Source organism: Rhodococcus sp. 06-221-2 (assembly GCF_002258365.1).
Taxonomy (GTDB): Bacteria; Actinomycetota; Actinomycetes; order Mycobacteriales; family Mycobacteriaceae; genus Rhodococcoides; species Rhodococcoides fascians.
On the sequence record NZ_NOYJ01000033.1, the window covers coordinates 183,011 to 209,412 of the forward strand.

Sequence of the window (26,402 nt, forward strand, 5' to 3'; positions counted from 1 at the left end):
TAAGACGCTACGGAAGTCGGGGCTGTGGGAGTGGCGTTCGCGCTGTTCCACCAACGCGGCGGCCGCTCCGGCGTGCCGCGGTACGCAGGGGGCACCGACCCCAACGCGGCACAACACTGTCCGGCGGTCCGGAAGGAACAAACACCAGACAGTGCAGCTTTTCAGGTCAGCGGAACCAACCCGCGGGCTCTGTCAGCCCGTCGGGGTCGTTCGCGCCGGGGTCGCAGTGGCCCAGTTCCTCGAGCGGGATCACCACGGGCATCTGTTTCAGCGTTGCCGCCATAGCGGGATCCGCCTGGATCACGTCCAGCCAGTGCTGACGGCGCGCGGGCGGCAACTTCCCGGCCCTGATAGCCGAATCGACCGCGTCCTTCGCTTCACGGACCTTCGACGCCGCGGCCAATGCGCGACCACGATCGGCGTCGGCCTTCAGCACGTCGTACGCCGCCGGGTCCAGCACGACGCCGCCTGCAGCGGCGGCCGACGCGGCAGCCACGGGCGGAGCCGTCACCAGTTCTTCGACAGCGACCACGACGAGTTCGGCGTCGGTCACGTCGGAGCCCAGGCCCAGTGCCTCGAGTAGCCGGGTGATCTGTTCGGGTGTGAAATCCATGTCTGTCCCTTCCCTTATGCCGTGAGTCCGACGAGCTTCTTCACCGAGTACGGCCGTTCGACCGCGATGGCCGGAACCGCGTAGCCCTGGACCCAACGCGACCGGACGGACCGGTCGTCCCAGGATTCGATGGTCAGGGGCCGCTCGAACCCGACGGATCCGGCTTCACCCTGGGCCAGGACGTACGCCACCCCGTCTGCCACTCGTGGGCTGACGAACAGAGTCAGGCCGAACGACTCGAGGACGTCCTTCAGGTTCTGGCCGTACAGGGTTCGCAGCGTGGCGGCCAGGTCCGGGCCCATGATGATCAGATCGTGAGTCACGCCCATTTCCTGGCGATCGGCAGCGGCCTGCGCTTCGGCGAAGTCGGCGGTGGGCCGCTCCGACGCGCCTGTCGGTGCGGCACCGTCGAGCTGGACCGTGGCCCACTCGTGGCCGACGATGACGTTCTCCGGCAACAGGTGCGCTTCGAGTTCCTCGATGGCGCGGGCGTTGAGCTTGCGCGTGATCGTGTTCGCCAGCTGGGTCGTGTAGTTGTCCAGCCGCGACACATCGTTGCGGTCGATTTCCTCGTCGGTCAGTTTGAACTTGCCGCCGAAGTCCTCGACCGGTGCCAGCTTCGGCTCCGGGTCGACACCTTTGACGGTGATGTACTCCGAACCGGGAGTGCGCTTCTCCACGTCCCCAGCGACATACAGATCGGCCACACGAGCGGAGGCGTACAGCAGACCGCCACCTTCGACGCGGGCACCGTAGGGGCTGAAGAACTTCGGCAGCAGCAGCTGATTGTCGGCCAGTGCGGCGACCCGGTCACGGATCACCGACGGGTTCTTCAGTGCGACGTCCACCGTCAGGCGGCGGCCGTTCAGTTCGGGAATGAGTGCGTTAGCCATTGCAGCACAACACCTTTCAGTAGAGAGAAATCTGGGCGTCGGTGCCGCTGGCGGCTCCGGTGACAGCGAAGCCGACGGCCACGCCGCTGGCCTTGGTGACGACTTGGCCGGCGCTGCCGACCTCGACTTCGGCGTTTGCCGCGATCGCTCCCCCGGCCCGAACACGGACCACACGGCTGTTGCCGCGGGAGACGGAGACGAGGCCGCCCGTCGCGGCGTCGTGCTTCGCGATTCCGAAGATGCGCGCACCTGCCGGGGCCGGGGCGACGGCCAGGTTCCCACCCGATACGCGGTTACCGCTGATTGCCACGGCGCGGCCGCCGATCACGTCCGCTGTGGCCTGGGCGCTGATGTCGCGACCGGGGCCGTAGATATCGATATCGATCGACATGTTCAGTTCCCTTCCATCGTGTGCAGGATCGAAGCCGCGCGGCGTTGCCGACGGCGTGACGCGGCGGCGCGTAGCTGTACGCGCTGGGCCGTTGTCAGTTGTGCAGATTGCGGGGCCGAAGCCCGGACGAGCCGGATCCCGGTCGTTGCCATGGCGGGCACGCGTGACGCGCCGCCGTCGTAGAGGGCCGTGACTTCGTTCAGGGACTTCAGTGTGGGAACGCCGGGATCCTCCGCGCCCAGTAGCGCGACGGCGGCCAGGAACGCCGGGAACACGCGACCGTTCGGCGCGGTCCAGTTGTCGGCCACTTCCACCGACCTCGTCGGGAACAGGCCCTTCAGGTTCGCCGCCAGCGGACCGGGAACGCCGACGTAGTCACCGACGAGGGTGTCGCCGCTGTCGGTGAGCCGGAGCCCGTCGATCCATCCGATGGACGGTTGGCCGACCTCGTCTTCGACGTGGCCCAGCTTCAGCGGAGGACGACGAACGCCGCCGTCCCGGAACGCCGACAGGATCGATGCCAGCATGGGCCGGGTGACGGTCCAGCCTTCACGGTTCGATATGTCGTAGCGGCCGACCTTCAGCAGCTCCACGTTCCGCACGGTGCGTAGATCGGGGCGCGTCACCGAAGCGCCCCGATCGCAGCGTCACCGAGTGCGGCGCGTCCGGAACCGCTCGACGTCCGACCGGTGGACGAGCCAACGGCCACCGATCCGTTCGGCGTCGATCCGCCCTTTGCGGACCAGGTGCCGGACGTTCGGTTCGCCACAGCGCAGGATCCGCGCCGCTTCTGCCGTGTCCACGAGGTCATGGGGCAATCGTGCAGACGAAATCAGTTCGCGCCAAACATCGTTTACGTCGGCGTAAACGAATGCCGTTGTGGCGGTTCGTAGCTCGTCCCGCAATACCCGCATCGAAGGTACTAATCCCCGGTCCGGATCACGAGTGTTCAACGCGTCCAGCGCGTCCGCCAACTTCGCCGCCGCTGCCCGGTCCACGAGGATCGCATCCGGCCCGAGCGCACGCACGGTCACCGCTTCCCCGCCTTCCAGGCATCGATGTCGCGCTGTGCCAGTTGGCCGTTCCACAGCGCCGTCCGACGCAACTGACGCAGGTCGTCGTCCGTCTTCGATATCCACCCGTCCTCGTACCGTGCGCGCGCCTGGGTGATCAGCCGGACCCGATCCGGATAGGCCGTACCGAAGCCGTCGAACGCGGCCAGGCAGGCCGGATCGTCGGTCGGTGAATCGGTGACACCCACGCGGGCCAGATCGTCCGCTGACAGCCCTGTCAGCGGTTCGCCCAGTTCAGCGTTCGTCCACGCCGTCGGCCCTTCCCTGTCGCTTCGGGTCACACGAGGATGACGACGCATCAGCCACCCGATCAGCGCCACGGTCAGCCGCGCGCCCAGCCGCGCCTGCAGGAACTCGAACGGGACGTCTTCCCTGTCCTGCGTTTCGGTCAGCCGGTCAGCCTCCGTCGATGCCAGTAGTTCCGCTCCCAGCGCCCGCTCCACGTCGACCAGGGAATGGCCGCGGCTACGTTCCCGGATGGCTGCGACACGGGCGGCGGCGTCACGGTAAGCCTGCGGGTCGGAGGCCGAAGCCGGGAGGTCGAACAGTGGGCCGTCGGATCGTTCAGTCATCAGCTTCGTCCTTCGAGGTTTTGTAGGAATAGATGTGTCCGGCCACGACGCCCTGACGTAGCCGTCGCGGTTCGGTGAGGATCCACGCGTGGCATTGCGCCAGCGCGGGGCAGCTCGAGCACAGGGCCACGGCCTGCGCCTGCCGTGTCGTCACCGACTCCGGTACTTCGCCATGGCCTGCAGGGTCGAACAGATGCCAGCGGCCACGACAGAGCGCACCGGGAAGGTCCGGGGTCGAACCGGCCAGGACGTGAACCACACGAGCCGATCGCCGGACGGTCACCGGACGGCCCCGTTCGCTGTCGCTCGTTCCGGCTGCGTTCCGAGAACGAACGCGCGAACCGCTGAAACTTGCCCCCTAAAATCCCGCTTAGGGGGCACCACTCCGACGCCGCTGACCAGGGCCGATGCCCCGAAATTGGACCGATTCCCCCTAAGCCCCCTAAACCTCGAGTTAGTTACGTGTATAGAAAAAGTAGAAAATTTCACCAGGTTTCCAACTTTCTGGGATTTAGAGGGCTTAGGGGGTAAACGCCTGGGCGAAACGGTCGATGACCTGCATGTTTCGCGGTGCCCCCGTGGCCCCGGTAGGGGTCCGTAAGGGGGATTTAGGGGGCACCGGATCACGCCGCTCATGCGAACGAATACGGGTCGGGCGTCTTCAGCAGTTCCAGCGCCCGGTCCGTGAACCGGATCCCCACGAACTTCGCCGGCCGATTGCCGCCCTGGCGGGGCAGGTGCTTCGCAGTGATGTTGATGTCGGCCAGTTCTCCGACCAGGGCCGGGCCGATGTCCTTCGACCGCGTCGGCCGCTCCCGTGGGTTGTCGCTCTCCACGGCCCGGTAGTTGCGCCACGCGGTGAACACGTCCCCGGCGGTCACGTCGTGCCCGTCTGCCGGTTCGAAGCATTCACGAGCGAACACGGCGAAGGTGGACGCGTTCGCAGCGGCGTTACGGCTGGCTTCGGTGACCGACTCCGGTTCCTGCAACCCGTTGGACTCGTAGTCCTTCCAGCCCTCGAGCAACCACGACAGCACGCCGTTCGACTCATCGGACACGATCGTGTGCTTCAGCCGCGGATCCGCCTGTGCGCCCTCGAATTTCCGCGTGAACGGCACTTCGCGGTACCGCTTCCAGAACGCCTGTTCGCCGGGGCCGACGTCCGGGCGATGGTTCGTGGCGACCACGAGCGTGTACGTGGGCCGGATATCGCGGAAGTCCTGATGCATCCCACGCGCCCGGAGGGTGTCGCCGCCGGTCATCTTCTTCAGCAGCTCTGTGTTCCACCGCTGCCCCGAACGCGTCTCCGACGACGTGACCAGACGCGCCCCGTCCAGCACCATCAGTTCGGTGGGATGGGCTTCGCCCTGTCGTTCCACGAGCACCTGGCCCGGAAGGTGTCCGGCGTAGGAACCGAGCACGTCGGCCAGAATTTCCAACAGGACCGACTTGCCGTTGCGGCCCACGCCGACGAAACAGATCATGTGGTGTTCGTTGTAGTCGCCGCACAGGGCGGCACCCAGGGCGCGCTGGACGTACCCGCGAACTTCGGCGTCGGGGAGAATTTCGTCCATGAACTGACGGAACCGCGGCGCTTCGGCGTCCTCGTCGTACATCGCGTTCGTGACCTTCGTAATCAGGTCCAGGCTCCGGTGGTCGCGAACCTCCCCCGTGCGTAGGTCGACGGTCCCGGTGGGCGTGTTCAGCAGATAGCCGTCTTCGTCCCACACGTCGCCGTCCAGCACGCGGGTGTTCCACATCGACTTCAGCTGCCGGATCGTGCCGTCCAGGTTCGACGTCGCCCCGGCCCACTTCTTGTCCTCGACCATTTCCGTCGTGACGGGCTTCCCGGTCTTCGCGCTGTGGTAGTTGCCCTGGCCGTCGGTGGTCAGTTCGCCCGACTCCACCTTCGCCATGGCCGTTTCCGGTGTCAGCTTGACGGTTCGGTACGGGACGATCCGTTGCGTCGGGACGACGCGTTCGGCAACCACCGCGCTCCCTGCCACCAACCGCTGGAACGCGGCGTGGACCTGGGCGGCGGCGTCGCCGCTGCGGGACCATCGTTCACCGGTCCAGACGAACCACTGCCCGGACCGTTCGCCGGTCACTTCGTACTTCACGCGGCCCGACAGCAGTTTGCTCAGGTGCAGCGCGATCGTGTGGTGCGTGGCCTCGACCCATTCCCGTCTACCGGGTGTCGTCTGGGTCAGTGTGAAATCTTCCAGCGACTCGAACAGCCCAGGCTCCGGCTTCGCGGTGACCTGTGCCATCAGTGCGGCTGCGGGGTATTCTCGTTTCATCGAATCACCGTTCGTATCTTGGAATCCCGGCGTCTCGGCAGCGCCGGGATTCTGCATTTGCGGTCAGTACACGTCTGCGATGGGATTCGATATTCAGTGCGTGACAGCATGATTCGGACGGCTCCCGGTGCGCAGCAGTGATGCGATGCGGTCACGTTGGGCGTCGGTCAACGGTGGCGCGGATGCCAGGACACGGGCGACGTGGTCGCTGACGCGACGATCGGCGGCCTTCATTTCTGGACCGGCGTCAGCATGGCGTCCAGATCCTCGAAACGGATCCGTAGCGTCCGACTCGTTCCGACGCGGTACGCGGGAAGCGACCCCGTGGCGATCATTCGCCGGATCGTGGCCGGATGGCAGTTCATGTATTCGGCGGCCGTGGCGACCGACGCAACGCCGGGCCTAGCGGGTGGGGACATGACAGCTCCAGGTGTAGTTCTCTACACCCGGCACCCTGCGAAGTCACCCCACGGCGGTTGTCACAGCGGCCCGAGATTTCGCGGCAGCGTTGTCAGATCCGGTGACTCGACGGTCACCGTGCGGGCCGTGGACCCGCACACCCATAGTTAAGCATGTGCGCGCATCCGTGCGCAAGAGTCGAAATCTGTTGCGGCACAATAGTCGTGGTGACTATGACAAAGTCTTCCAGTCGATCTCCACGTACTCCGGATTGAAATATCCGCCGCCGGGCTGACGGCCGCGCGGTGCCGGGAGCAGCGTCACCGTCATCAGCGCATCGATCACCTTGCCGCGTACGTCCGCTGACAGCGCCTCCCAGGCTTCGGCGATGTCGTCGCCGCCCAGAACAAGATTGGCCAGTGCCGACGACTGACGGGCCTTGGCGATGTCGGCCTCGATGGTGTCCAGTTCGACGCGCATCTTCGACGTCCCGGCCCGGAGCTGGGATGCGTCGATATCGCCAGCGGAGAACAGTTCGGCCAGTTGGTCCATGCGCGCCTGGATTCCAGCGCGCTTAGACTTCAGTCCTTCGACGTCGATGCCCGACGCGTCGTCGCCCCGGAGTATCGCGGCATCCGGGGCCGCCAGTCGTCCGACCACGAGCGCCGTCACGTAATCGTCCAGCGGTGCCGCCACACGGGCCAGGTGAGCGCCGCCGCGGCACCGGTACGCCCGAGCCTTCGGCTTGCCCTTCCCGCTACTCTGCGACGCCGTCAGCATCGTCAGGCCGCACTTGCCGCACAGGTACACCCCGGAGCCCTGATAGCGACGCTCACGCCCAGCGGAGTGACCGCGGGACGGATCCATCAACAACGACTCGAGCGCGGCCAGGGTGTCGGGGTCGATGATCGTTTCCCACGCGCCCAGGCCGACCCGCTTCCCCTCGTGCAGGACGTGGCCGGCGTTGCGGGGCCGGAGCATGACCTTCTTCACTTCCCGCGAATCGAACGGGTTGCCGCCGAACGAGGTCCGTAGCCCGGCCTCGTTCCACTCCCGCGCAATCTGGGACAGCGATACCCCGGCCAACAGGCGCGGCGCGGCGTCACGGATGGCCCCGGCTTCGGCTGCCCTTGTGTGCATCCCGTCGGGTTCGTAGCCGAAGGACCGTCGGCCGCCGCGGAACGTGCCCGCTACCGCGGCCTGTTGCTTCGCGCGCTTCTGTCGTTCGATGGAATGTTCCACCTCGTGGCGCGCGGCGGCACCGAGCATCCGGGCCAGCATCTTCCCCGACGCCGTGGACAGATCCATCGTCCCGGCGTGGACGGTACGAATCTCCGTCCGGTGCGTCTCGCACAGATCGATGAACGACTCGAGTTCGAGCGGCCGGCGGTGCAGTCGGTCCGGGTGCCACGCCACGATGGCCTGGGCCTTGCCGGTCCGCACGTCGTCCAGCATCGATTCGTACCCCGGACGCCGACGCCCGGAGTACGCGCTGATGTCGTTGTCCGAGTATTCGGCGACGACAGTCCACCCCAGCTTCGCCGCCAGCTCGAGGCAGTCCGCCCGTTGCCGATCCACGCCTAGGCCAGCGCCGCTACGGTCCTTCGATATGCGCGTGTACACGATGGCCTGCATGTTTAGAACGGTACTACCTGTACCTACGTAAGGTCGTACACCGAGCCACCCTTGGGCAACGTCGCCGGAGACAACGCGAGAATCACTCGACTGTCCGGCCAGGTACCACCCGAATTCTTCACCGCGGCCTTGACCCGATCACGCGATTCGTTCAGCGCGGTATCGGGCAGTCCTACCAGATGGGTCCCCGGAAGACCCTGACCGATATCGGCTTCGATCTCCACCAATACTCCGTCGACGCCGTTGACCGCCACCGAATGGGCTCGTCCCAGGGGCATCAGAACGCCGCCCTGACGTGAGTGAGAACAGGGTCGTCACCGCGACCGATCACGATGGCGATCACGTCGAATCGGATGTGGACCCACGGCCCTCCGCGAAGCGAAAGCCACTGCAACGCCAATCCTCTGATCCGAGTCTGCTTGGTGTACGTCACCGCTTCCGCCGGCGTTCCGTAACCGATTCCCGAACGCGTTTTGACTTCGACGAACACCATCGTCTCGCCCTCGCGCGCAATGATGTCGAGCTCCCCCGAACGATGCCGCCAATTCCGCTCGATCACCTCCAGGCCGATGTGCTCGAGATGGCGTGCAGCAAGGTCCTCACCGCGGGCCCCGAGTTCTTGATTGGTCGGCATGTCGAATTCCTCCACTCTGCGGCCGCACAGCACGGCCGGATCCGGTCGCCATGACGGTGACACGACCGAAAGGAGGTGATTCCGAGAAAGTGCAGGTGCCGCATTGCCCTGTGGACACGCGCAATCCTGTGGAGAGAACCGTCGAATCGCAGGGCCGAAACACCTGTTTTGTCGTACCTGTGTGCTTACCGGCGTTCATGCCCTGTCGATCGCCCGACAAATGGTTCGAACATGCAAAAGCTCCGTCCGGATTACCGCACGGACGGAGCTGAAGCACGGAATCGGTAATCGAATTCGATGACCGAACTACCGCTGACCGAAGACAGCGGGCATATCAAGGCTGGGAGGCGGTCAGTGCGCAGCCTCGTAGGCGGCCTGAACTTCCTGGCTGATTCGACCTCGGGCGCTGACCTCGTGGCCGTTCTCGCGAGCCCACGCTCTGATGTCCTGCAGATCGACCTTTCCTCGAGCCGGTGCCGGCGCGGCACCGGTCTTACGGGGGCGGCGACCGGAAATCTTCTCGGCGTGCTCGATCCAGAAAGCCAGCTGCTCGTGCAGTTCGTTCGCATGCTTGAGATTCAAGTCGATGCGGTACTGGTTTCCACCGATACCGAATTCGATCGACTCCCCCTGGCCTTCTTTGATTACTGAACCGTCGACATCGTCGATCATCTGGACAAGCGTCTTGCGTGCCATCTCGTACCTCTTACGCGTCTGGGAGAATGTGGTAATTCAAGTTCTACCACCGATTATCGGACCGAGGCAAAGACCCAACGATGTTCACATCGGCGTAGGGTCGAAAACATTCGGTACGAAAACGTGTGAATACCAGAAGCTATTTGCATCATTAAATCGAAACACTATGGGAGACAACAGAATTCGGCGCTCACATTTCGACGATTCTCCCGCGCTCGACGTAACACGGCAACGGGCCCCAGCCCGAAACAGCACACGCGGAATTATTCGGTCGGTTGTCCAGCTTTTCGCTGATCGGTGCGCTTCGGAACACTTCACACGGGGAATCCGCCGAGCGGAACCGTCCAGGTGCACCCGTCAGGCACCGGGCACACCTGCCGATCCGACCCGGAACCGACTATTCGGGGAGACGCAGATCAGGTTTGTCCAGCTCTTCGATGTTGACGTCCTTGAACGTGATCACCCGCACGTGCTTGACGAAACGAGCCGGTCGGTACATGTCCCATACCCACGAGTCCGACATCCGCAATTCGAAGTAGATCTCACCGTCGGCATTGTGCGGAATGAGTTCGACGGAGTTCGCGAGATAGAAACGACGCTCGGTTTCGACGACATAGTTGAACTGTCCGACGATGTCCCGATACTCGCGGTACAGCGAGAGCTCCATCTCGGTTTCGTACTTTTCGAGATCTTCGGCACTCATCGGTCTCTTTCATCCTCCAGTCGGGCGTGAAATTCAATCATGGCGCACCGTCGTCGGTGCAGTCCATTCGCCCCAGTGCGTCGACCTCGCTACGCGAGCGACCGGCTGCCGCGGCAGCCACGTTGGCATAGGACATTCGATGCTCCCGGGTCGGGCCGAGCGTGGTCATCGCGGTCGAATGCGCACGTGTGCTGTACCCCTTGTGCACGGCGAATCCGTAACCGGGAATGTCGGTGTCCATCTGCACCATCAACCGGTCTCTGGACACCTTGGCCAGCACACTGGCCGCAGCGATGCAGGCAGCTGTGGCATCCCCTCCGATGACGGGTAGAGACGGCACCGGAAGTCCGGGAACCCGAAAGCCGTCGGTGAGGACATACCCGGGAGTGAGGCCCAGGCCCGCCACCGCGCGGCGCATTCCCTCGATGTTCGCCACGTGCACCCCGATGCGGTCGACCTCGGCCGCGTCGACGAACACCACACTCCATGCCAGTGCCAATTTCTTGATCCGGGGAAAGAGCTCCTCCCGGCGACGCTCGGTCAGCTTCTTGGAATCGTCGAGGTCCGCGAGGGCAGTGTGCGACCGAGAGCCCAGGATGCACGCCGCGACCGTCAACGGCCCCGCGCAGGCTCCCCGGCCTGCCTCGTCGACACCCGCAACCGGACCGAGCCCGTTGCGTTCGAGTGCCGATTCCATGGTCCGCAGCCCCGCCGCCCTCCTGATGATCGGACGCGGCGGCCACGACGAGCGGCTCAGAGATGCGCGCGCACGAGGCGCGGGACGAGGACGTGCCGTCATCGACCCTGAATGTCCGGCGAGTCCAGGAGGCCGGTTCGCGATGGCGGCAACGCGATGGCCACGGCCTTACCTATCACGTTGTCCAGCGGAACGGTGCCGGTGAACTCGTCGGTGACGTGATACCGCGAGTCTCGCGAATTGCTGCGATTGTCGCCCATGACCCAGATGTTGCCCTCGGGCACCGTGACAGGGTCGAAGCACCGGCCCGATTTCAATTCGGTGTCGCACGTCATCGTGTCCGGAACGAACGGGAAATCCATCTGTATGTACGGCTCGTCCAACGGCTTTCCGTCCACGAGCACCCGTCCCTGAGCGTCACAGCACTCGACCGTCTGGCCACCGGTGGCGATGACCCGCTTGACCAGATCGTTCTCGTCCGGAGCGACGACTCCGATCAAAGAGCCCACTTCCTGGGCCCCGCGGATGACCGAATTGTCGGAGCGCTGCGAGACGAATTCGTCGTTCCAGGAATCGGGGCCGCGGAACACGACGATATCGCCGGGCTTCGGATCGCCGAATCGATAGCCGATCTTCTCCACGACGATGCGGTCCCCGGTGCAGCCGGCGCAGCCGTGCAGTGTCGGTTCCATGGATTCGGATGGGATGAGATAGACCCGGGCGACGAACGTCTGAAGCAGAAAACTCAGCACGAGAGCTACCAGAATGAGGATGGGAAGTTCGCGCCAGAAGGACCGCTGCTTGCGATCCGCACGCTTGTTCCGGGGAGACTCGTCGTCGGGCTCGTTCGTCGAACCCTGTGGGGTCGGATCCTGTGGGGACTGCGTCACCTGGACAGGTTAGCCGGAACCGTCGCCCGCGGGCCGGTCGGTCCGCGCCTGCGGCGTTTTCACCGAGCATCGCTCGTACCGGTGCGTCCGAAACATCAGGGCGGCGGCTCCAACGCACCATGCCGCGTCACCGATGTTCGGTGACGCGGCATGGTTGCTGCTCGAAGCGGTCGATACGACCGGGTCAGCGCTTTTCTTTGATCTTGGCGGCCTTGCCACGCAGATCGCGGAGGTAGTACAGCTTCGCGCGACGAACGTCGCCGCGAGTGAGGACCTCGAACTGCGCGATGTTGGGGCTGTGCACCGGGAAAGTGCGCTCCACGCCGACGCCGAACGACACCTTACGAACGGTGAACGTCTCGCGGACGCCACCGCCCTGACGTCGAATCACGACGCCCTTGAAGATCTGAATACGCTCTTTCGAGCCTTCGATAACCTTGACGTGCACGTTCAGCGTGTCGCCGGGGCGGAAATCGGGGATGTCGCTACGCAGCGACTGATTGTCGAGAAAGTCCAGGGTGTTCATCGGTTGTGCCATCCTTGCGTTCTGCGCTTGAGCAGAGGAACCGAGCGGCTCGCCACCGGGGCGGCACAACTGGTTCGTACTCCGAGTGAGGTGTGTGCCTCGCGAGAGGCAACCCGCCTATTGTGCCAGACCGTCAGGCGTTCGAGGAAATCGCCCCGACCGAGGACTGGGCCACGGTTCCGGCCTGGGGTGCGGGCACCACGGTCCGCGCGAGCTCGTCCTCGGTGGCCTCGACCGCATGAACGATGCTGGGCTTGCCCGCGATCGCATCCTGCAGGTAGATCTTGGCCCGTATCAGCGGCCTGCGCCACTTCTTCTCTCGCCGCAGCGCACGCTCCATCTTCTTCGGTCTGCTCGTGTAGCGCCACCTCGCCCAGGGCGCACTCGGCCTGCTGAGTCGGACGGCGGCCAGAATGAGGATGGGCAGAACGAACAGCCCGATCAGCCCGGTCCAGATCTTGCCCTTGAGCAGCACGACGACACACAGACTCAGGTTGAGCAGTGCCAGCACACCGAGTGTTCCGCGAACCCAGGGATCGGGATCGGCCCAGAAATCGGCGGGGCTGAGCAACTCCAACGGGTGAAGTCCCAGTAGCAGGAACCCGGTGAAGGCGACGGCTGCGAACACCGCATCGACGGATGTTCGGCCCTGCTCGGACCAGTAGACGTCGCGGAGATAGAAGATGAGTGCGAATTCGTCGAGCACGAGGGCAGCACCGCTGCCGAAGATCGCCGCCAGCACGGCACCGATCGTCTGCGACCCGTCCACGTACACCGCGATGAGGCCGATCCCCGCCAACAGCATCAGCACGATTCCGAACACGACATGGTGAATGTGCTGACCGCCAGGGGTGATGTTGCCCGGCCACCACTTCACATCCGCGCGAATCATTCTGACGCTCAGGCGAATCAGCAAAAATCCCACGAGTAGGCCGAGCAGGAAGCAGAGCAACGGAAGGCGGCCGTGCTCGACGACACCGTGCTCCAACCACCTCACGCGCTCCACGTCCTTCCCGCCGCACGCCCGAAACAACGGATATCGCCGAATCAGCCTATTCTCGTTCGTCGCCGCCGGGGTCGGCATCGACCGGGAAAGTCCGAGCGCTACTTCCCGAAGCCCGCTTTGCGCAACGCGTCGGCCATGGAACCTGCCGCAGGTGTCGCTGCGGGGCCACCGCCGCGTCGGTCGCGTTGCGGGCGGTTGCCCTGGCCGCCATTGCTCTGACGGCCGTTGCCCTTGCTCGAGGACGTACCGCGCGAGCGGTCACCCTGCTGCCCACGAGGTGCGTCCTTGCCACCGCTCGCACCGGGCTCGTCGTCCAACCGCAGACTCAGGCCGATGCGCTGACGTGGGATGTCGACCTCCATCACCTTGACCCGCACCACATCGCCGGATTTGACGACCTCACGCGGGTCCTTGACGAAGTTGTGCGACATCGCAGAGACGTGAACGAGTCCGTCCTGATGCACGCCGACGTCGACGAAAGCACCGAACGCCGCCACGTTCGTCACGACACCTTCGAGCGTCATCCCCGGCTTCAGGTCGGCGACCTTCTCGATACCGGCTGCGAAAGTAGCGGTCTTGAACTCCGGACGCGGATCGCGTCCAGGCTTCTCCAGCTCGGAGATGATGTCGGTGACAGTGGGCAGCCCGAATCGTTCGTCGACGAATTCCGCGGGGTCGAGGCGGCGCAGGAGTGCGGTGTTGCCCACCACCTCGCGCACGCCCACGCCCGCCTTGCCGACGATGCGGCGCACGACGGGATAGGCCTCCGGGTGCACGCTGGAGCGGTCGAGTGGATCCTCTCCCCCGGAGATGCGCAGGAACCCGGCGCACTGCTCGAAAGCCTTGGGACCCAAGCGCGGTACGTCCTTGAGGGTGCTACGGCTGGAGAACGGACCGTTCTGGTCGCGGTGCGCCACGATGCTCTCGGCGAGCGAACCGGCGATACCGGAGACCCTCGACAGCAAGGGCACCGACGCTGTGTTGACGTCGACACCCACCGCGTTCACCGCATCCTCGACCACAGCCCCGAGAGAACGGGCGAGCAGAGTTTCGGAGATGTCGTGCTGGTACTGGCCGACACCGATGGACTTGGGGTCGATCTTGACCAGCTCGGCCAACGGATCCTGCAGCCTGCGAGCGATCGAGACCGCGCCGCGGATGGAGACGTCGAGTTCGGGCAGCTCACTCGAGGCGTACGCCGACGCCGAGTAGACCGAGGCACCCGCCTCGGACACCACCACCTTGGTCAAATTCGCCGCCGGGAATTTTGCAATCAATTCTGCTGCTAAAGAATCGGTTTCGCGTGACGCCGTACCGTTTCCGATGGCGATGAGCTCCACCTTGTGCTTGGCCGCGAGCCCGGCGAGTGTGGCCACGGCCTGGTCCCACTTGCCCTGCGGCTTGTGGGGATAGATCGTGTCGTAGTCGACGACCTTGCCGGTGGCGTCGACGATCGCCACCTTGGTTCCGGTGCGAAAGCCGGGGTCGAGTCCCATCGTGGTGCGGTTTCCGGCGGGTGCAGCCAACAGGAGGTCTTTGAGGTTGCTCGCGAACACGTCCACGGCGTCCTTCTCGGCCGACTGGCGCAGTCTCATGCGCGTATCGAGTGAGACGGTGACCAGCATCTTGGTGCGCCATGCCCAGCGAACGGTATCGAGCAGCCACTTGTCGGCCGGGCGGCCGCGATCTGCGATTCCGAACTTGGTGGCGATACGCCCCTCGTAGACACTGGGCACACCGGGAGTCGGCTCGTCCCGCTCGGGTTCGAACCCGAGGGACAGAATCTCTTCCTTCTCACCGCGTAGCGTCGCGAGGATTCGATGCGAGGGCAGGCTCGTGAACGGTTCGGAGAACTCGAAGTAGTCCGAGAATTTCGCGCCTTCCTCCTCTTTTCCCTTGCGCACGGTGGCGACCAGCTTGCCGGAGGTCCACATCAGTTCACGCAGCTCACCCACCAGGTCGGCATCCTCGGCGAAACGCTCGACGAGAATTGCTCGTGCCCCGTCGAGCTGCTCCTGATCGAACTGCGCCGGGTCGGTGGACGGATCGGTGAACAAGGCATCTGCGACGGGTTCGTGGCCGGCCTCCCGCGCAATCTGTGCCTTCGTCCGACGCTTGGGCTTGAACGGCAGGTAGATGTCCTCGACGCGGGCCTTGGTCTCGGCCAGCATCAGCGACTGTTCGAGCGCGTCGTCGAGTTTGCCCTGCGAACGAATCGATTCGATGACGGCATCTCGCCGCTCGTCGAGTTCTCGGAGGTATCGAAGTCGCTCGTCGAGTTGGCGCAATTGCGCGTCGTCGAGTGTGCCGGTGACCTCCTTGCGGTAGCGCGCGATGAACGGGACCGTGGACCCGCCGTCGAGGAGTTCTACAGCGGCACGAACCTGTTCTTCGCGAACATCGAGTTCTTCGGCTATGCGCTTGTTCACAGATTTCAGAGCAGTGGTCACGGCGATGGACCCTACCGCTAGTGTGGGACAGGTCGGTCAGCGGTTCTATGTGCGGGAGAGTTCTGTAGATGGTCAGGGGGGCTCGGTTACTGACCGCCACCTGCGCAGCACTGTTGGTCCTGAGCGCGTGCTCCGTACCGCCCGATGATCAGGCCGGCGATCCCGGTGGCAGGGATTCGGCCGAGACATCGGCATCACCGTTCCCGGATATCCAGAAGGTCGACGGCGTGGCCTTGGAAGCGCGTATTCCGATGGCGGTGGAATCGGCGCAAGCCCGAGGTGCCGATGTGAACTTCGCGTTGCTGGATCGAGAGACCGGTTCCTACTACAGCAGCGATGCCGACGAGCCGATCGAAACGGCGTCGGTCTCCAAGCTCTTCATTGCCGACGAGGTGATGTTCGAGGCGCAGTCGCAGAACCGCCCCGTCTCCGCCGACGAGCTGGCCACGATGACCAGCATGCTCGAGTTCTCCGACGACAATGCCGCATACACGCTCTGGTATCGATACGGTTCGTCCGAGATCGTCCGCGCAGTCGCGGCGCGATATGCCCTGAGGAACACCGACGCTCCCGGCGACGACCAGTGGTACAACACGGAAACGACTCCCAGTGACCTGGTCGGCTACTACGCCGGGCTGCTGAACGGCAGCGGCGGCCTGACCACCGCGTCGACCGACATCATCATCGGAATGCTGCGACGCTCGGCCCCCGTAGCTGCCGACGGCTACAAGCAACACTTCGGGATCGTCGACGGCTTACCTGGCGAGACCGTGCATGCAGTCAAGCAGGGCTGGATGTGCTGCGTGTCCGATCGCTGGGTCCATCTGTCGACGGGAACCATCGGCGCGGACAATCGCTACGTACTGGCCCTGTCGTCCCGTGAAGACATCTTCTACGCCGACGACATGGAAAGTTACCCGGACACGGCCGTCGTCGACGTGAGCGACGACGCCAGCGCACTGCACGCACGGGACACCCTGACCGGCTTCGTGTCGATGTTGTTCCCCGACGGCAGAATCAGCTGAAAACGTCAGTCCGTCAGTAGATCCGGGCGTCGGTCCGCTGTTCTGCGCAGAGATTGTTCTCGACGCCAGGCGGCGATCTTCGCGTGGTCGCCGGACAACAGAATCTCGGGGACGTCGAGTTCTCGCCATCGGGCCGGCCGGGTGTAACTCGGACCTTCCAGCAGCCCATCGGAGAACGAATCCTCTTGGTGCGACTGCTGATTTCCGAGTACGCCCGGCATCAATCTGACGACGGCCTCGGCCATGACCAGTACTGCCGCCTCGCCGCCGATGAGAACGTAGTCTCCGATGCTGACTTCCTCGACCCGAACGCGGCGTGCAGCGTCGTCGAACACGCGTTGATCGATGCCTTCGTAGCGACCGCACGCGAACACGAGATGCTGTTCGGTGGACCATCTTTCGGCCGTACGTTGCGTGAACGGCACCCCTGCGGGAGTGGGGACGACGAGGAGCGACTCGTCGGTCAGCACGTGGTCGAGTGCGTCACCCCAGACGGTCGGCTTCATGACCATTCCCGGCCCGCCGCCGTACGGGGAATCGTCGACGGCCTTGTGCACGTCGTGGGTCCAGGAGCGCAGGTCGTGAACGTCCACCGATACCAGCCCGCGACCGATCGCCTTACCGAGCAGAGCAGTACGCAGTGGGGTGAGGTATTCCGGGAAGATGGTGACGACGTCGAGGCGCACGAACTACTCCGGATCCAGCAAGCCCTCGGGCGGATCGATCTCGATTGTCTTGTCTGCCAACGACACAGAGGTCACGATGGCCGAGACGAAGGGTACGAGTATCTCGGAACGACCGGATTCCTCGTCAGCACTCGGCGTGATGGACAGCAGTTCGCCTGCTGCCGAGTGCAGGACCTCGCGGACGGTACCGACGACCGAACCGTCGGTGAGTACCACGGTGAGGCCTTCGAGTTCGTGATCGTAGAACTCGTCCGGATCGTCGGACGGCGGGAGATCGGTGGATTCGACGACGAAGAGAATCCCGCGCAGTTCGTCCGCTGCGGTCTTGTCGTCGATGCCGTTCAGACGCAGCAGAAGCCGCCCGGAGTGTTCCCGGACGGCGTCCACCGTGTGTGTCACGGGCTGTGCATTCGATCGTGGCTTGCGGCCACGCAGAACAGTGCCGACGGCGAATCTGTCGTCGGGGTCGTCGGTGCGAACCTCGACAACCACTTCACCTTTGATGCCGTGCGACTTGGCGACACGACCGATGACCAGCTCCATGATGGGTTACGTGACCTATTGGTCCGTGTCGACGACGTCGACTCGGATGCCGCGACCACCGATTCCGGAGACGAGAGTGCGCAGCGCCGTAGCGGTGCGACCACCGCGTCCGATGACCTTGCCCAGGTCGTCGGGGTGCACGTGAACTTCCACGGTGCGTCCACGACGGCCGGTGATCATCTCGACGCGAACGTCATCGGGATTGGCGACGATGCCGCGAACGAGATGTTCGACGGCATCGGCGACAACGGCACTCACTTCTCAGCAGCCTCGGCGGCCGGCGCGTTTGCCGTCTCGGTTGCTGCAGCGTCGGTGGTGTCCGCGGCAGCGGAATCGTCCGACTTCGGTGCCTTCTTCTTCTTGGCGGTGGTGGCCTCGCCCTGGGGCTCGGAATCCGCCTGCGCCAGCGCAGCGTTGAAGAGGTCGAGCTTGGACGGCTTGGGCTCGGCGACGCGGAGGGTGCCCTCGGTGCCGGGTAGGCCCTTGAACTTCTGCCAGTCGCCGGTGATCTTCAGCAGTGCCTCGACGGGCTCGGTCGGCTGCGCGCCGACGCCCAGCCAGTACTGCGCACGCTCGGAGTTGATCTCGATGACGCTGGGGTCCTGCTTGGGCTCGTACGTCCCGATGGTCTCGATTGCACGGCCGTTACGGCGGGTGCGGGCGTCGGAAATGACGACGCGGTAATGCGGGGTGCGGATCTTGCCGATACGCATGAGCTTGATCTTGACGGCCATGTTCTGGTGAAGCCTTTCGAGGAGTGGTCACTGCGCAATTCAGCGGTTCGCACGGCATGCGAACCCGGTTTTGCGTTGGAGTTGTCGTGACCGCCGCGCGGTACGTAACCGGAGACGGGCGAACAGCGGTCCATTCTGCCAGACGACCACCCGATACCCTCAATCGCCCGGTCAGGCCAGCAGAATCACCAAAGCCGGAAAGGTGTTGTTGACGGAGTGAGCCGTGGTCGACGCGACGATCGAGCCACTTCTCATTCTCGCGATGCCGATGGCGAGTCCTCCCCACAGCAGGACGACGAAGCGCCACCATTCTCGGTGCCAGATCGCGAACATCACCGCCGTGATCACCAGGACCACCCAGCGGTTGCCCAGCCACGCCATCGGCATGGGTCGAGTGCGCTTTTCGAGAGCTCCCCACAACATGCCGCGGAACATCGTTTCTTCGCAGATCGGTGCGCCGATCCAAATCCACACGGCGAAAACGACTTTCCACCCCACGGCGATGTCTGCCATACCGCCCAGCGGTGCCTGATCCTGAAAATCGATACGCGAGAGCAGCACGAGTGCGAGCAGCACTCCACCGACGAGGGCGACTCCGCCCCAGGCCAGACCCGATCGGATATGACCGACGAGTTCGTGAACGGATCTCGGTAGCCCGAAGTCGACGACGGGGCCGTTGCCCCTCGACATCGTCACCGCCACCGCCAGTCCTGCGGCGAGCAGGCTCGGGATCATGATCCCCACGACGAACAGCGGCGAGGACTCCGAGGACACGACCAGGCCGAGGAGCAGGAACCCGGCAAGATTGAGGCCGAGCACGAGGGCGGCCGCCGGCAGTCCCCACCGTTGGCCGGGTCTGCGCTCCTCGGCCGCTGCTTCGGCACGCCAGTAGGTCTCGGACAGTCCCGAGCCCTGCTGTTGCACGTGATTCATCGGTGCCATTCCCGCCCAGCTGGGCCGGTTCACGTCGAATTCCCCCGCGCCTCCTGGTGTGCGGCCGAACTGGTCGGCATCGAATCGGTCCGGGCCTTGCCGCGGATCAACCATCGACGTATCCCGATCCACTCGCGGCGCGTCCACGACGATCGGTCACGCGGCCGCGCAGAATCACCAGCTCGGGGTTGGACAACACGTCCGCTCCCCCGCGCGGGTCGTCGGAGTACACGACGAGATCGGCGGGCGCACCGTGCTCGAGCCCGCCTCGCCCCAGCCACGACCGGGCGTCCCAGCAAGCAGCACCGAGCGCGTCGGTCGGTGACAATCCGACGCGTCCCAGAGCGTCCACCTCGTCGGCGATGCGGCCGTGCGCGATGGATCCGCCGGCGTCGGTTCCGGCGAAGATCGGGATACCTGCGTCGTGGGCACGGCCGACGGTATCGCCGACTCGCGCATGCAACGCGCGCATGTGCCGGGCGTAGACCGGGTAGCGGGTGGCCGAGTCCGCGATGCCGGGAAAGGTCTCGATGTTGATCAACGTCGGCACCAACGCTGTCCCGTGCTCGACCATCATCTCGATGGTCTCGTCGGTCAGGCCGGTGCCGTGTTCGATGCAGTCGATGCCTGCCGCGATCAGTCCGGGGAGCGCGTCTTCCCCGAAGACGTGCGCGGTGACGCGTGCCCCTTCCGCATGGGCCGCGGCAATGGCGTCGACGAGGATCGCGTCGTTCCAGAGGGGCCGGAGGTCTCCCACCGAGCGGTCGATCCAGTCACCGACGAGCTTGACCCACCCGTCGCCGAATCGCGCTTGTTGCGCCACCGCCTCGGGAAGTTGTAATTCGTCCTCGATGTCGATCGCCAGGCCAGGGATGTATCGCTTCGGGGAGGCGATGTGCCGCCCCGCCCTGATGATGCGTGGCAGATCGTCGTGGTCGTCCAACGCCCGCGTGTCGACCGGAGATCCCGCGTCACGCAGCAGCAGAGCCCCGACGTCTCGTTCGGTCTCGGCCTGCGCGATCGACCCGGCCAGGTCGGTGTGTCCTCCGCCGTACTCGATGCCGACATGACAGTGCGCGTCGACGAGCCCGGGCAGTATCCACCCGCCGTCGTGGATGAAGTCGGCATCGGCGATGGGCTCCGTGGACAGGACGCCGCCGTCGATCCACAGGTCGATCGGGGACTCGTCCGGCAGCCCGCGTCCCCGCACCCGCAATGCCGACACCGCAGGCCCGCTTACTTCTTCGGCAGCTTCAGCTGCGAGAGATCGATTCCCTCGAGTCCCGGCGGCAATTGATCGAGGCCCTTGGGCATCGACGACAGGTCGGGCATTCCGGCAGGCATTCCACCCGGCATTCCGGGGAACCCGCCGCGGATCTTCGGCTGTGTGGGCCCGCGAGCACCCTTCTTGCCTTTCTTGCCCTTCTTGTTGTTGCGCACCTGCTTTCGCGCACCCGGCATGCCCATCCGACCGGCCATCGCCGACATCATCTTGCGTGCCTCGAAGAACCGATCGACCAATTGGTTGACGTCGGAGACCTTCACGCCCGAGCCGTTCGCGATCCGCAGTCGTCGGGAGGCATTGATGATCTTCGGGTCGGTGCGCTCCTGCGGCGTCATGCCGCGAATGATCGCCTGCACCCGGTCGAGCTGCTTCTCGTCGACATTGGCCAGTTCTTTCATCTGGCCCGCGCCGGGCAACATTCCCAACAGATTTCCGATGGGCCCCATCTTGCGGACGGCCATCATCTGCTCGAGGAAGTCGTCGAGCGTGAGCTGGCCGGAGCCGATCTTGTTGGCGGTGGCCTCGGCCTGCTCGGCGTCGAAGTGCTGCTCGGCCTGCTCGATGAGGCTGAGCACGTCGCCCATGCCGAGGATGCGACTGGCCATGCGGTCGGGGTGGAAGACGTCGAAATCTTCGAGCTTCTCGCCGGTCGACGCGAACATGATGGGCTGCCCGGTCACCTCGCGCACGCTCAGTGCTGCGCCGCCGCGGGCATCGCCGTCGAGCTTGGTCAGCACGACACCGGTGAAGCCGACTCCGTCGCGGAACGCCTCGGCGGTGCTGACGGCGTCCTGGCCGACCATGGCGTCGAGAACGAACAAGGTTTCGTCCGGCTCGACCGCGTCGCGAATCCCGGCGGCCTGGCTCATCAGCTCGGTGTCGATACCGAGACGGCCTGCGGTGTCGACGATGACCACGTCGTACTGCTTGCTGCGAGCCTCGGCCACTCCGGCGCGGGCCACCTCGACCGGGTCCGCGGCCGACACGCCGAGCGCGTTCTCGCCACCGCCGATGGACGTGCCCGGGTGCGGGGCGAAGACTGCCGCGCCTGCCCGTTCGCCGACGATCTGGAGCTGGCTGACGGCACCGGGACGTTGCAGGTCACAGGCGACGAGAAGCGGGGTGTGACCCTGACCCTTCAGCCACTTGGCGAGCTTGCCCGCCAAAGTCGTCTTACCGGAACCCTGCAGGCCGGCCAGCATGATGACGGTGGGCGGGTTCTTGGCGAACACCAGTCTGCGTGTTTCGCCGCCGAGGATGCCGACCAGTTCCTCGTTGACGATCTTGACGACCTGCTGAGCCGGGTTGAGTGCGCCCGATACTTCGGCACCCTTGGCGCGGACCTTGATGCGGTTGATGAACTCCCGCACGACGGGCAACGCCACGTCCGCCTCGAGCAGGGCCAGTCGGATCTCGCGGGCTGTGGCGTCGATATCCGCACCGGACAGTCGACCTTTGCCACGCAGGTCCTTGAGAGTCCCGGTCAACCTGTCGGAAAGGGATTCGAACACCGATTGCACTCCTGAGCTAGCCGATCACCGAAAACGAGCCGAGTCCGGCACTGTCACCAGACCGAGTCCGGCGTTGTCACCAGACTAACGCCAGCCCACCTTATCCTCGCTCAGGGCGTCGGGCAGTGAGTCCGTTCGGTGCGGTGCGACCGGTCAGGCCTTGCTTGCCGAATCGCTCCACGTCACAGCGACGCCGCGGGTGGAGAGCCACTGTGCGGGATCGACTTTGACGCCGGCGGGATCGTGCACCTCGAAATGCAGGTGCGGGCCGGTCGACTGACCGCGATTGCCCACAGTTGCGATCTGTTCTCCGGCTGTGACCCGCTGACCGGGCTGCACCGAGAAGTCGTTGACGTGTCCGTAGATGGTCTCGGTGCCGTCGTCGTGCAGAACCTTGACCCAGAGCCCGAAACCGGACGCCGGTCCCGCATCGGACACCGTGCCGTCGGCTGCAGCGTAGATGGGCGTGCCGATCGGGGCGGCGATGTCCAGCCCGCTGTGCTGAGTGCCCCACCGCGAACCGAAGTTCGACGTCAACACTCCGGCGACGGGCTGGACCGTCGCCTTCTTCAACGAACGCAAACTCTCGAGCGGCGACGCCGGCCCGGCACCCGTTCCACCGAGTCCGACGTCGTCGAGCCACTGCTGGGCCGCGGCGTCCACCTCGGGGCCGAGAGCGGCGAGCGGTCCCGGAGTCGGTGCCTGTGTCGAGGCGTCCGACGGGACTGCCGAAGGATCGGTCTGTGGGGCCGGAGCCAAGTCCGGTGCGGCCTGCGGCGGCGCACCGAAAGGCGGCGCGAATTGCGGCAACTCGAACTGTGGTGGCACGAACTGCGGTGGCACGAACTGGGGCAGCTCGAATCCGGCAGGCAGCACACCCTCCGGGACGGCGAAGGGGAATCCGGCCGCGGGCGGTTCCGGGACGGGTGCCGCGCCTGCGGTGCCCGCGCCCATGGTGGTCGCGCCGACGACGATGGCGCCGGTTGCGGCGACGATGGTGGCCGCACGCCTGCCGGTGTCCTGAACTTCCTCCGCGGCGCGATGCTTGCCACCGGGCGTACCCGATGCCGTCTCGGCCGGTACGTAGATGTTCGACCGTCGGTGTGATCCCACAGTGCGCGCCTCTCGAAATGTCAGAATTGGAGCCTGCAGGAACGACGAGACGTTCGAGCAGCGGAGCCGGCAGTTCGGCCCGAAGGGCCTGCTGCGTCAGGTGACGAACATAACAAATCGGTCTCGGGGGTAAACCCATCGGCCGGAAGTTCGTGAAATGTCACCACGGCATGTCGGTTTCCGACGAACTTCCGACCAACGGTCAAGTGCCCTCGGGCTTTTCCGGGGGTTTGGGCGGTTCCGGCGATGGCACGACGGCGAGGAGCGCGCGTTCGAGATCCTCGCGCACAGCCCGACTGTCCGCGCCGGCCAAGTCGATGCAGAAGGAATCGACCACAGAACTACCCAGCGTCGATACCCGCGCCCAGCGAATATCGAATCCCTGCTGCTCGATTGCGCTCGCCAATCGACACAGCAGGCCGAGGCGGTCCTCGGCTCGCAGTTCGAGCACGACCTGACCCGGTTCGTTGTCGTCGAACCACAGCACCCGAGGCGGAGCCTGGGCGTACAGGACCGGCACAGCCGAATCCTCGCCGTCCTCGTCCGAGGTCTCGACGCGGGCGTCTCGTTCCTTCGCGTCGAGTACGGCGACCAGGTCGAGCTCGCCCGCCTGCGCACGGATGATCTCCTGCCGGATCAACCCCGCCTGCGGCGGGGCACCGAACAACGGTGCGACATCGAACGAGTTGATCGCCGAACCGTCGTGACTGCCGAGCGAGGCCGACAGCACCCGCAAGGAATGCAGTGCCAGCACTCCGGCCGCGTCGGACAGCAGTCCTGGAGTGTCGGGTGCAACCACGGTCACGACGAAGGTGTGCAGACCGTCGGTGGGCGTGATGTCGACGTGCACTCCCCCGCGCGAGGCCAACTCGATGTGCGCCGGGTCGAGCGGATCCGGCGACGGCAGAGTCTCTCCCGCCATCACCAGCCGACAACGACGAACGAGTTCACGGATCAGCGACGCCTTCCAGTCCCCCCACACGCCGGGTCCGGTCGCGAGAGAGTCCGCCTCGGCGAGCGCATGCAGAAGCTCCAGCAGAACGGTGTCCGCACCGAGCGCATCCACGACGGTCTGCACGGTTGCCGGGTCGTCCAGATCGCGCCGGGTGGCAGTCTCCGGCAGCAGGAGGTGATAGCGGACCATTGCCGTCAGCAGGGCCACGTCGGAGGGCCACAAGCCGAGCCGGTTACCGATCTGAACGGCGAGATCGGCACCGACGACGCTGTGGTCGCCGCCGCGTCCCTTTCCGATGTCGTGGACGAGCGCGCCGAGCACCAGCAGATCGGGACGAGCGACACGTGTGGTCAATGCACTTGCGTACGCGGCAGTTTCGACCAGGTGTCGATCCACCGTCCAGGTGTGCACCGCATCTCGAGGCGGCAGATCTCGAACCGCACCCCATTCCGGAATCAGCCTGCCCCACAATCCAGTTCGATCGAGCGCCTCGATGGCCGCGATGGCCTTGCGGCCGGATCCCAGCAGCACCAACAGATCGTTGAGTGCTTCCTTGGGCCACGGCTCACGGAGTTCGGGGGCGCTGTCGGACAGGCGGTTGAGCGTGGAGGCAGACATCGGCATGCCGGTCTGAGCCGACGCTGCCGCAACCCGCATGATCAGACCCGGATCCTTGTTCGGTCGTGCGTCGCGTGCCAGCACCACCTCACCCGCGTGCTCGACGACTCCCTCGTCCAGCGGACGGCGAACGGGTACGCGACGTAGACGCGAAAGACCGCGTCGTGGAAGCGAATTGCCGGCGGTACGCAAACCCACATCGACGGAGTAGCTGATGGTGCGTGCCGAATCGCTGAGCACACGAGCGAGATCGAACCGATCGCCGATGCGAAGCGCAGCACCGATCTCGTCGGCGTCCTGCGCACGCAGCTGATCTCGGGCACGACCGGCCACCCGGTGCAGTTCGGTACGCACGTCGAGAAGTCGCCCGTGCGCGAATGCCAAACCGCCGCCGGGTGATTCGGGTCCCAACCCGGGCATGCCATCGGTCAATTGAGCAATCGACAGGGCGTCGAGCAGTTGCACGTCGCGCAGCCCGCCGCGGCCGCTCTTGAGGTCGGGTTCGGCACGGTGTGCGATCTCGCCGCTTCGTGCCCAGCGCCCCTGAGTCTGGCCGATCAGCTCGTCGAAGCGACCGCGAATTCCGGTGCGCCACTGCCGACGTATGCCACCGATCAACAGGTTGCTCAATTCCACGTCACCGGCGATGTGTCGTGCTTCGAGCATGCCGAGTGCCGCGGTCATGTCCGCCGCGGCAACCTGCAGGGCCTGCGGCACGGTACGCACACTGTGATCGAGCTTGATGTGGGCGTCCCACAACGGATACCAGAGCTTGTCGGCGACGTCGGCCACGATGCGGGGGTCGAGATCGTCGTGCAACAGAATCAAGTCCAGGTCGGAGTACGGCAGCAGTTCGCGACGCGCCAGACCTCCTACTGCGACTATCGCGAAACCGGAATCCGGCTTCACGCCCAGTTCTGCGCCCTTGGTGGTCAGCCAGAACTCGTGAAGATCGACGAGCGCCTGCCTGAGCGAGGGCGCATCGAGTCGGCGGTTGCGGGTGCCGCCGTCGAGCAGTTGCTTTCTGGCCCGAGCGAGATCCGCAGCTGCATCGCTCGTGCCCTTCGATGCGGAGCCCGTAGAGACCGAAGGCCCCGGTTCTGGCGCGCGTGCGCCAGAACCGGGGCCCCCGGACCGAGACCCTGTGGGGTCAGAGCGCATCGGCGCCACGTTCTCCGGTACGGACTCGGATGACCGAATCCACCGGGGAAACCCACACTTTGCCGTCCCCGATCTTGCCGGTGCGGGCTGCTTCGACGATGACCTCGACGACCTTCTCCACTGCGGCGTCGTCGACGACTACCTCGACACGCACCTTCGGAACGAAATCGACCGAGTACTCCGCACCTCGGTAGACCTCGGTGTGGCCCTTCTGGCGGCCGTAGCCCTGAACCTCACTGACGGTCATTCCGAGCACGCCGGCCTGTTCCAGCCCCGTCTTGACGTCCTCCAGGGTGAACGGTTTGACGATTGCCGTGATCAGCTTCATTTTTGCTTCCCTTCACAAGACCTCGAGTGCCC

Annotated in this window: 29 protein-coding genes and 1 pseudogene; 1 reads left to right on the forward strand and 29 read right to left on the reverse strand. The window is 65.1% G+C overall.

From position 1 onward, the window contains the following. Nucleotides 1–166: 166 nt before the first annotated feature. The 19 genes and pseudogenes from CH281_RS20345 to CH281_RS20435 form a co-directional block, all read right to left on the reverse strand. Nucleotides 167–613, reverse strand: coding sequence for a phage protease (locus CH281_RS20345; protein ID WP_094695439.1), 447 nt, complete (start codon nt 611–613; stop codon nt 167–169). Nucleotides 614–627: 14 nt separating this feature from the next. Then, nucleotides 628–1,506: a major capsid protein gene (locus CH281_RS20350; protein WP_094695440.1), complete on the reverse strand. Its 879-nt coding sequence runs from the start codon at nt 1,504–1,506 to the stop codon at nt 628–630. 16 nt (nt 1,507–1,522) lie between these two features. Continuing rightward, nucleotides 1,523–1,897 (reverse strand): capsid cement protein, encoded by a 375-nt coding sequence (locus CH281_RS20355; protein WP_094695441.1) that lies wholly within the window; start codon nt 1,895–1,897, stop codon nt 1,523–1,525. A 2-nt stretch (nt 1,898–1,899) separates the two neighbouring features. Next, on the reverse strand, nt 1,900–2,523 hold the full coding sequence (locus CH281_RS20360; protein ID WP_094695442.1) for a hypothetical protein: 624 nt from the start codon (nt 2,521–2,523) through the stop codon (nt 1,900–1,902). 21 nt (nt 2,524–2,544) lie between these two features. Next, nucleotides 2,545–2,811: a helix-turn-helix domain-containing protein gene (locus CH281_RS27570; RefSeq protein ID WP_373453892.1), complete on the reverse strand. Its 267-nt coding sequence runs from the start codon at nt 2,809–2,811 to the stop codon at nt 2,545–2,547. Between the two features lie 116 nt (nt 2,812–2,927). Then, on the reverse strand, nt 2,928–3,542 hold the full coding sequence (locus CH281_RS20370; protein WP_094695444.1) for a hypothetical protein: 615 nt from the start codon (nt 3,540–3,542) through the stop codon (nt 2,928–2,930). Continuing rightward, on the reverse strand, nt 3,535–3,825 hold the full coding sequence (locus CH281_RS20375; RefSeq protein WP_256983863.1) for a WhiB family transcriptional regulator: 291 nt from the start codon (nt 3,823–3,825) through the stop codon (nt 3,535–3,537). Before CH281_RS20375 ends, CH281_RS20370 begins: the two co-directional genes overlap by 8 nt. Before the next feature lie 349 nt (nt 3,826–4,174). Beyond that, entirely contained in the window at nt 4,175–5,842 is a 1,668-nt protein-coding gene (locus CH281_RS20380; protein ID WP_179274247.1) for a phage/plasmid primase, P4 family, read from the reverse strand. A 230-nt stretch (nt 5,843–6,072) separates the two neighbouring features. After that, nucleotides 6,073–6,261: an excisionase family DNA-binding protein gene (locus CH281_RS20385; protein WP_094695446.1), complete on the reverse strand. Its 189-nt coding sequence runs from the start codon at nt 6,259–6,261 to the stop codon at nt 6,073–6,075. 211 nt (nt 6,262–6,472) lie between these two features. Continuing rightward, nucleotides 6,473–7,876, reverse strand: a complete 1,404-nt coding sequence (locus CH281_RS20390; RefSeq protein WP_094695447.1) for a recombinase family protein — start codon at nt 7,874–7,876, stop codon at nt 6,473–6,475. A gap of 29 nt (nt 7,877–7,905) precedes the next feature. Beyond that, nucleotides 7,906–8,154: pseudogene (locus CH281_RS20395) on the reverse strand (magnesium chelatase domain-containing protein); the annotation flags it as partial. Then, complete coding sequence (locus CH281_RS20400) at nt 8,154–8,510, reverse strand: YraN family protein (protein WP_027496696.1); 357 nt, start codon at nt 8,508–8,510, stop codon at nt 8,154–8,156. The pseudogene CH281_RS20395 and the gene CH281_RS20400, both read right to left, overlap by 1 nt. Before the next feature lie 351 nt (nt 8,511–8,861). Continuing rightward, entirely contained in the window at nt 8,862–9,206 is a 345-nt protein-coding gene (locus CH281_RS20405) for a histone-like nucleoid-structuring protein Lsr2 (RefSeq protein WP_027496695.1), read from the reverse strand. A 397-nt stretch (nt 9,207–9,603) separates the two neighbouring features. Further along, entirely contained in the window at nt 9,604–9,909 is a 306-nt protein-coding gene (locus CH281_RS20410) for a DUF2469 domain-containing protein (protein ID WP_008717288.1), read from the reverse strand. A gap of 37 nt (nt 9,910–9,946) precedes the next feature. Further along, entirely contained in the window at nt 9,947–10,708 is a 762-nt protein-coding gene (locus CH281_RS20415) for a ribonuclease HII (protein WP_082519304.1), read from the reverse strand. Then, the gene (gene lepB / locus CH281_RS20420; protein ID WP_032383412.1) at nt 10,705–11,496 is read right to left on the reverse strand and encodes a signal peptidase I; all 792 of its coding nucleotides are present in this window, start codon (nt 11,494–11,496) and stop codon (nt 10,705–10,707) included. Before lepB ends, CH281_RS20415 begins: the two co-directional genes overlap by 4 nt. A gap of 184 nt (nt 11,497–11,680) precedes the next feature. Continuing rightward, nucleotides 11,681–12,022 (reverse strand): 50S ribosomal protein L19, encoded by a 342-nt coding sequence (rplS, locus tag CH281_RS20425; protein WP_027496692.1) that lies wholly within the window; start codon nt 12,020–12,022, stop codon nt 11,681–11,683. A gap of 133 nt (nt 12,023–12,155) precedes the next feature. Continuing rightward, nucleotides 12,156–13,019, reverse strand: a complete 864-nt coding sequence (locus tag CH281_RS20430; protein WP_371828191.1) for a hypothetical protein — start codon at nt 13,017–13,019, stop codon at nt 12,156–12,158. 107 nt (nt 13,020–13,126) lie between these two features. Further along, nucleotides 13,127–15,478: a Tex family protein gene (locus CH281_RS20435; protein WP_032366401.1), complete on the reverse strand. Its 2,352-nt coding sequence runs from the start codon at nt 15,476–15,478 to the stop codon at nt 13,127–13,129. 68 nt (nt 15,479–15,546) lie between these two features. Here CH281_RS20435 and CH281_RS20440 point away from each other — a divergent pair, with 68 nt between their 5' ends. Further along, nucleotides 15,547–16,503: a serine hydrolase gene (locus CH281_RS20440; protein WP_052057248.1), complete on the forward strand. Its 957-nt coding sequence runs from the start codon at nt 15,547–15,549 to the stop codon at nt 16,501–16,503. A gap of 5 nt (nt 16,504–16,508) precedes the next feature. Here CH281_RS20440 and trmD read toward each other — a convergent pair whose 3' ends face one another. The 10 genes from trmD to CH281_RS20490 form a co-directional block, all read right to left on the reverse strand. Beyond that, nucleotides 16,509–17,189, reverse strand: a complete 681-nt coding sequence (trmD, locus tag CH281_RS20445) for a tRNA (guanosine(37)-N1)-methyltransferase TrmD (protein WP_057474104.1) — start codon at nt 17,187–17,189, stop codon at nt 16,509–16,511. Between the two features lie 3 nt (nt 17,190–17,192). Then, a complete protein-coding gene (gene rimM, locus CH281_RS20450) occupies nt 17,193–17,732 on the reverse strand; it encodes a ribosome maturation factor RimM (protein ID WP_027496688.1) in 540 nt (179 codons plus the stop codon). 15 nt (nt 17,733–17,747) lie between these two features. Then, nucleotides 17,748–17,990 carry an RNA-binding protein gene (locus CH281_RS20455; RefSeq protein WP_027496687.1) on the reverse strand — a complete coding sequence of 81 codons (243 nt, stop codon included), beginning with the start codon at nt 17,988–17,990 and terminating at the stop codon, nt 17,748–17,750. Beyond that, nucleotides 17,987–18,466, reverse strand: a complete 480-nt coding sequence (gene rpsP, locus CH281_RS20460) for a 30S ribosomal protein S16 (RefSeq protein ID WP_032372627.1) — start codon at nt 18,464–18,466, stop codon at nt 17,987–17,989. The genes CH281_RS20455 and rpsP overlap by 4 nt, the downstream gene beginning before the upstream one ends. A 171-nt stretch (nt 18,467–18,637) precedes the next feature. Continuing rightward, entirely contained in the window at nt 18,638–19,513 is an 876-nt protein-coding gene (locus tag CH281_RS20465) for a CPBP family intramembrane glutamic endopeptidase (protein ID WP_080731228.1), read from the reverse strand. Next, entirely contained in the window at nt 19,506–20,624 is a 1,119-nt protein-coding gene (locus CH281_RS20470) for an amidohydrolase family protein (RefSeq protein WP_094695448.1), read from the reverse strand. The genes CH281_RS20465 and CH281_RS20470 overlap by 8 nt, the downstream gene beginning before the upstream one ends. 11 nt (nt 20,625–20,635) lie before the next feature. Then, nucleotides 20,636–22,195, reverse strand: coding sequence for a signal recognition particle protein (gene ffh / locus CH281_RS20475; protein WP_032366589.1), 1,560 nt, complete (start codon nt 22,193–22,195; stop codon nt 20,636–20,638). A 153-nt stretch (nt 22,196–22,348) separates the two neighbouring features. Then, complete coding sequence (locus CH281_RS20480) at nt 22,349–23,284, reverse strand: M23 family metallopeptidase (RefSeq protein ID WP_426376071.1); 936 nt, start codon at nt 23,282–23,284, stop codon at nt 22,349–22,351. A gap of 226 nt (nt 23,285–23,510) precedes the next feature. Continuing rightward, nucleotides 23,511–26,042, reverse strand: coding sequence for a [protein-PII] uridylyltransferase (locus CH281_RS20485; protein WP_027496681.1), 2,532 nt, complete (start codon nt 26,040–26,042; stop codon nt 23,511–23,513). After that, nucleotides 26,032–26,370, reverse strand: coding sequence for a P-II family nitrogen regulator (locus CH281_RS20490; RefSeq protein ID WP_019664269.1), 339 nt, complete (start codon nt 26,368–26,370; stop codon nt 26,032–26,034). Before CH281_RS20490 ends, CH281_RS20485 begins: the two co-directional genes overlap by 11 nt. Between the last annotated feature and the right edge of the window lie 32 nt (nt 26,371–26,402).

Excerpts from the sequence above, each read along its gene's own strand:
- CH281_RS20345 (WP_094695439.1), bottom strand. The coding sequence starts at position 613 with ATGGATTTCACACCCGAACAGATCACCCGGCTACTCGAGGCACTGGGC.
- CH281_RS20350 (WP_094695440.1), bottom strand. The coding sequence starts at position 1,506 with ATGGCTAACGCACTCATTCCCGAACTGAACGGCCGCCGCCTGACGGTG.
- CH281_RS20355 (WP_094695441.1), bottom strand. The coding sequence starts at position 1,897 with ATGTCGATCGATATCGATATCTACGGCCCCGGTCGCGACATCAGCGCC.
- CH281_RS27570 (WP_373453892.1), bottom strand. The coding sequence starts at position 2,811 with ATGCGGGTATTGCGGGACGAGCTACGAACCGCCACAACGGCATTCGTT.
- CH281_RS20370 (WP_094695444.1), bottom strand. The coding sequence starts at position 3,542 with ATGACTGAACGATCCGACGGCCCACTGTTCGACCTCCCGGCTTCGGCC.
- CH281_RS20380 (WP_179274247.1), bottom strand. The coding sequence starts at position 5,842 with ATGAAACGAGAATACCCCGCAGCCGCACTGATGGCACAGGTCACCGCG.
- CH281_RS20385 (WP_094695446.1), bottom strand. The coding sequence starts at position 6,261 with ATGTCCCCACCCGCTAGGCCCGGCGTTGCGTCGGTCGCCACGGCCGCC.
- CH281_RS20390 (WP_094695447.1), bottom strand. The coding sequence starts at position 7,876 with ATGCAGGCCATCGTGTACACGCGCATATCGAAGGACCGTAGCGGCGCT.
- CH281_RS20400 (WP_027496696.1), bottom strand. The coding sequence starts at position 8,510 with ATGCCGACCAATCAAGAACTCGGGGCCCGCGGTGAGGACCTTGCTGCA.
- CH281_RS20405 (WP_027496695.1), bottom strand. The coding sequence starts at position 9,206 with ATGGCACGCAAGACGCTTGTCCAGATGATCGACGATGTCGACGGTTCA.
- CH281_RS20410 (WP_008717288.1), bottom strand. The coding sequence starts at position 9,909 with ATGAGTGCCGAAGATCTCGAAAAGTACGAAACCGAGATGGAGCTCTCG.
- CH281_RS20415 (WP_082519304.1), bottom strand. The coding sequence starts at position 10,708 with ATGACGGCACGTCCTCGTCCCGCGCCTCGTGCGCGCGCATCTCTGAGC.
- rplS (WP_027496692.1), bottom strand. The coding sequence starts at position 12,022 with ATGAACACCCTGGACTTTCTCGACAATCAGTCGCTGCGTAGCGACATC.
- CH281_RS20440 (WP_052057248.1), top strand. The coding sequence starts at position 15,547 with ATGGTCAGGGGGGCTCGGTTACTGACCGCCACCTGCGCAGCACTGTTG.
- rimM (WP_027496688.1), bottom strand. The coding sequence starts at position 17,732 with ATGGAGCTGGTCATCGGTCGTGTCGCCAAGTCGCACGGCATCAAAGGT.
- rpsP (WP_032372627.1), bottom strand. The coding sequence starts at position 18,466 with ATGGCCGTCAAGATCAAGCTCATGCGTATCGGCAAGATCCGCACCCCG.
- CH281_RS20465 (WP_080731228.1), bottom strand. The coding sequence starts at position 19,513 with ATGGTTGATCCGCGGCAAGGCCCGGACCGATTCGATGCCGACCAGTTC.
- CH281_RS20485 (WP_027496681.1), bottom strand. The coding sequence starts at position 26,042 with ATGCGCTCTGACCCCACAGGGTCTCGGTCCGGGGGCCCCGGTTCTGGC.
- CH281_RS20490 (WP_019664269.1), bottom strand. The coding sequence starts at position 26,370 with ATGAAGCTGATCACGGCAATCGTCAAACCGTTCACCCTGGAGGACGTC.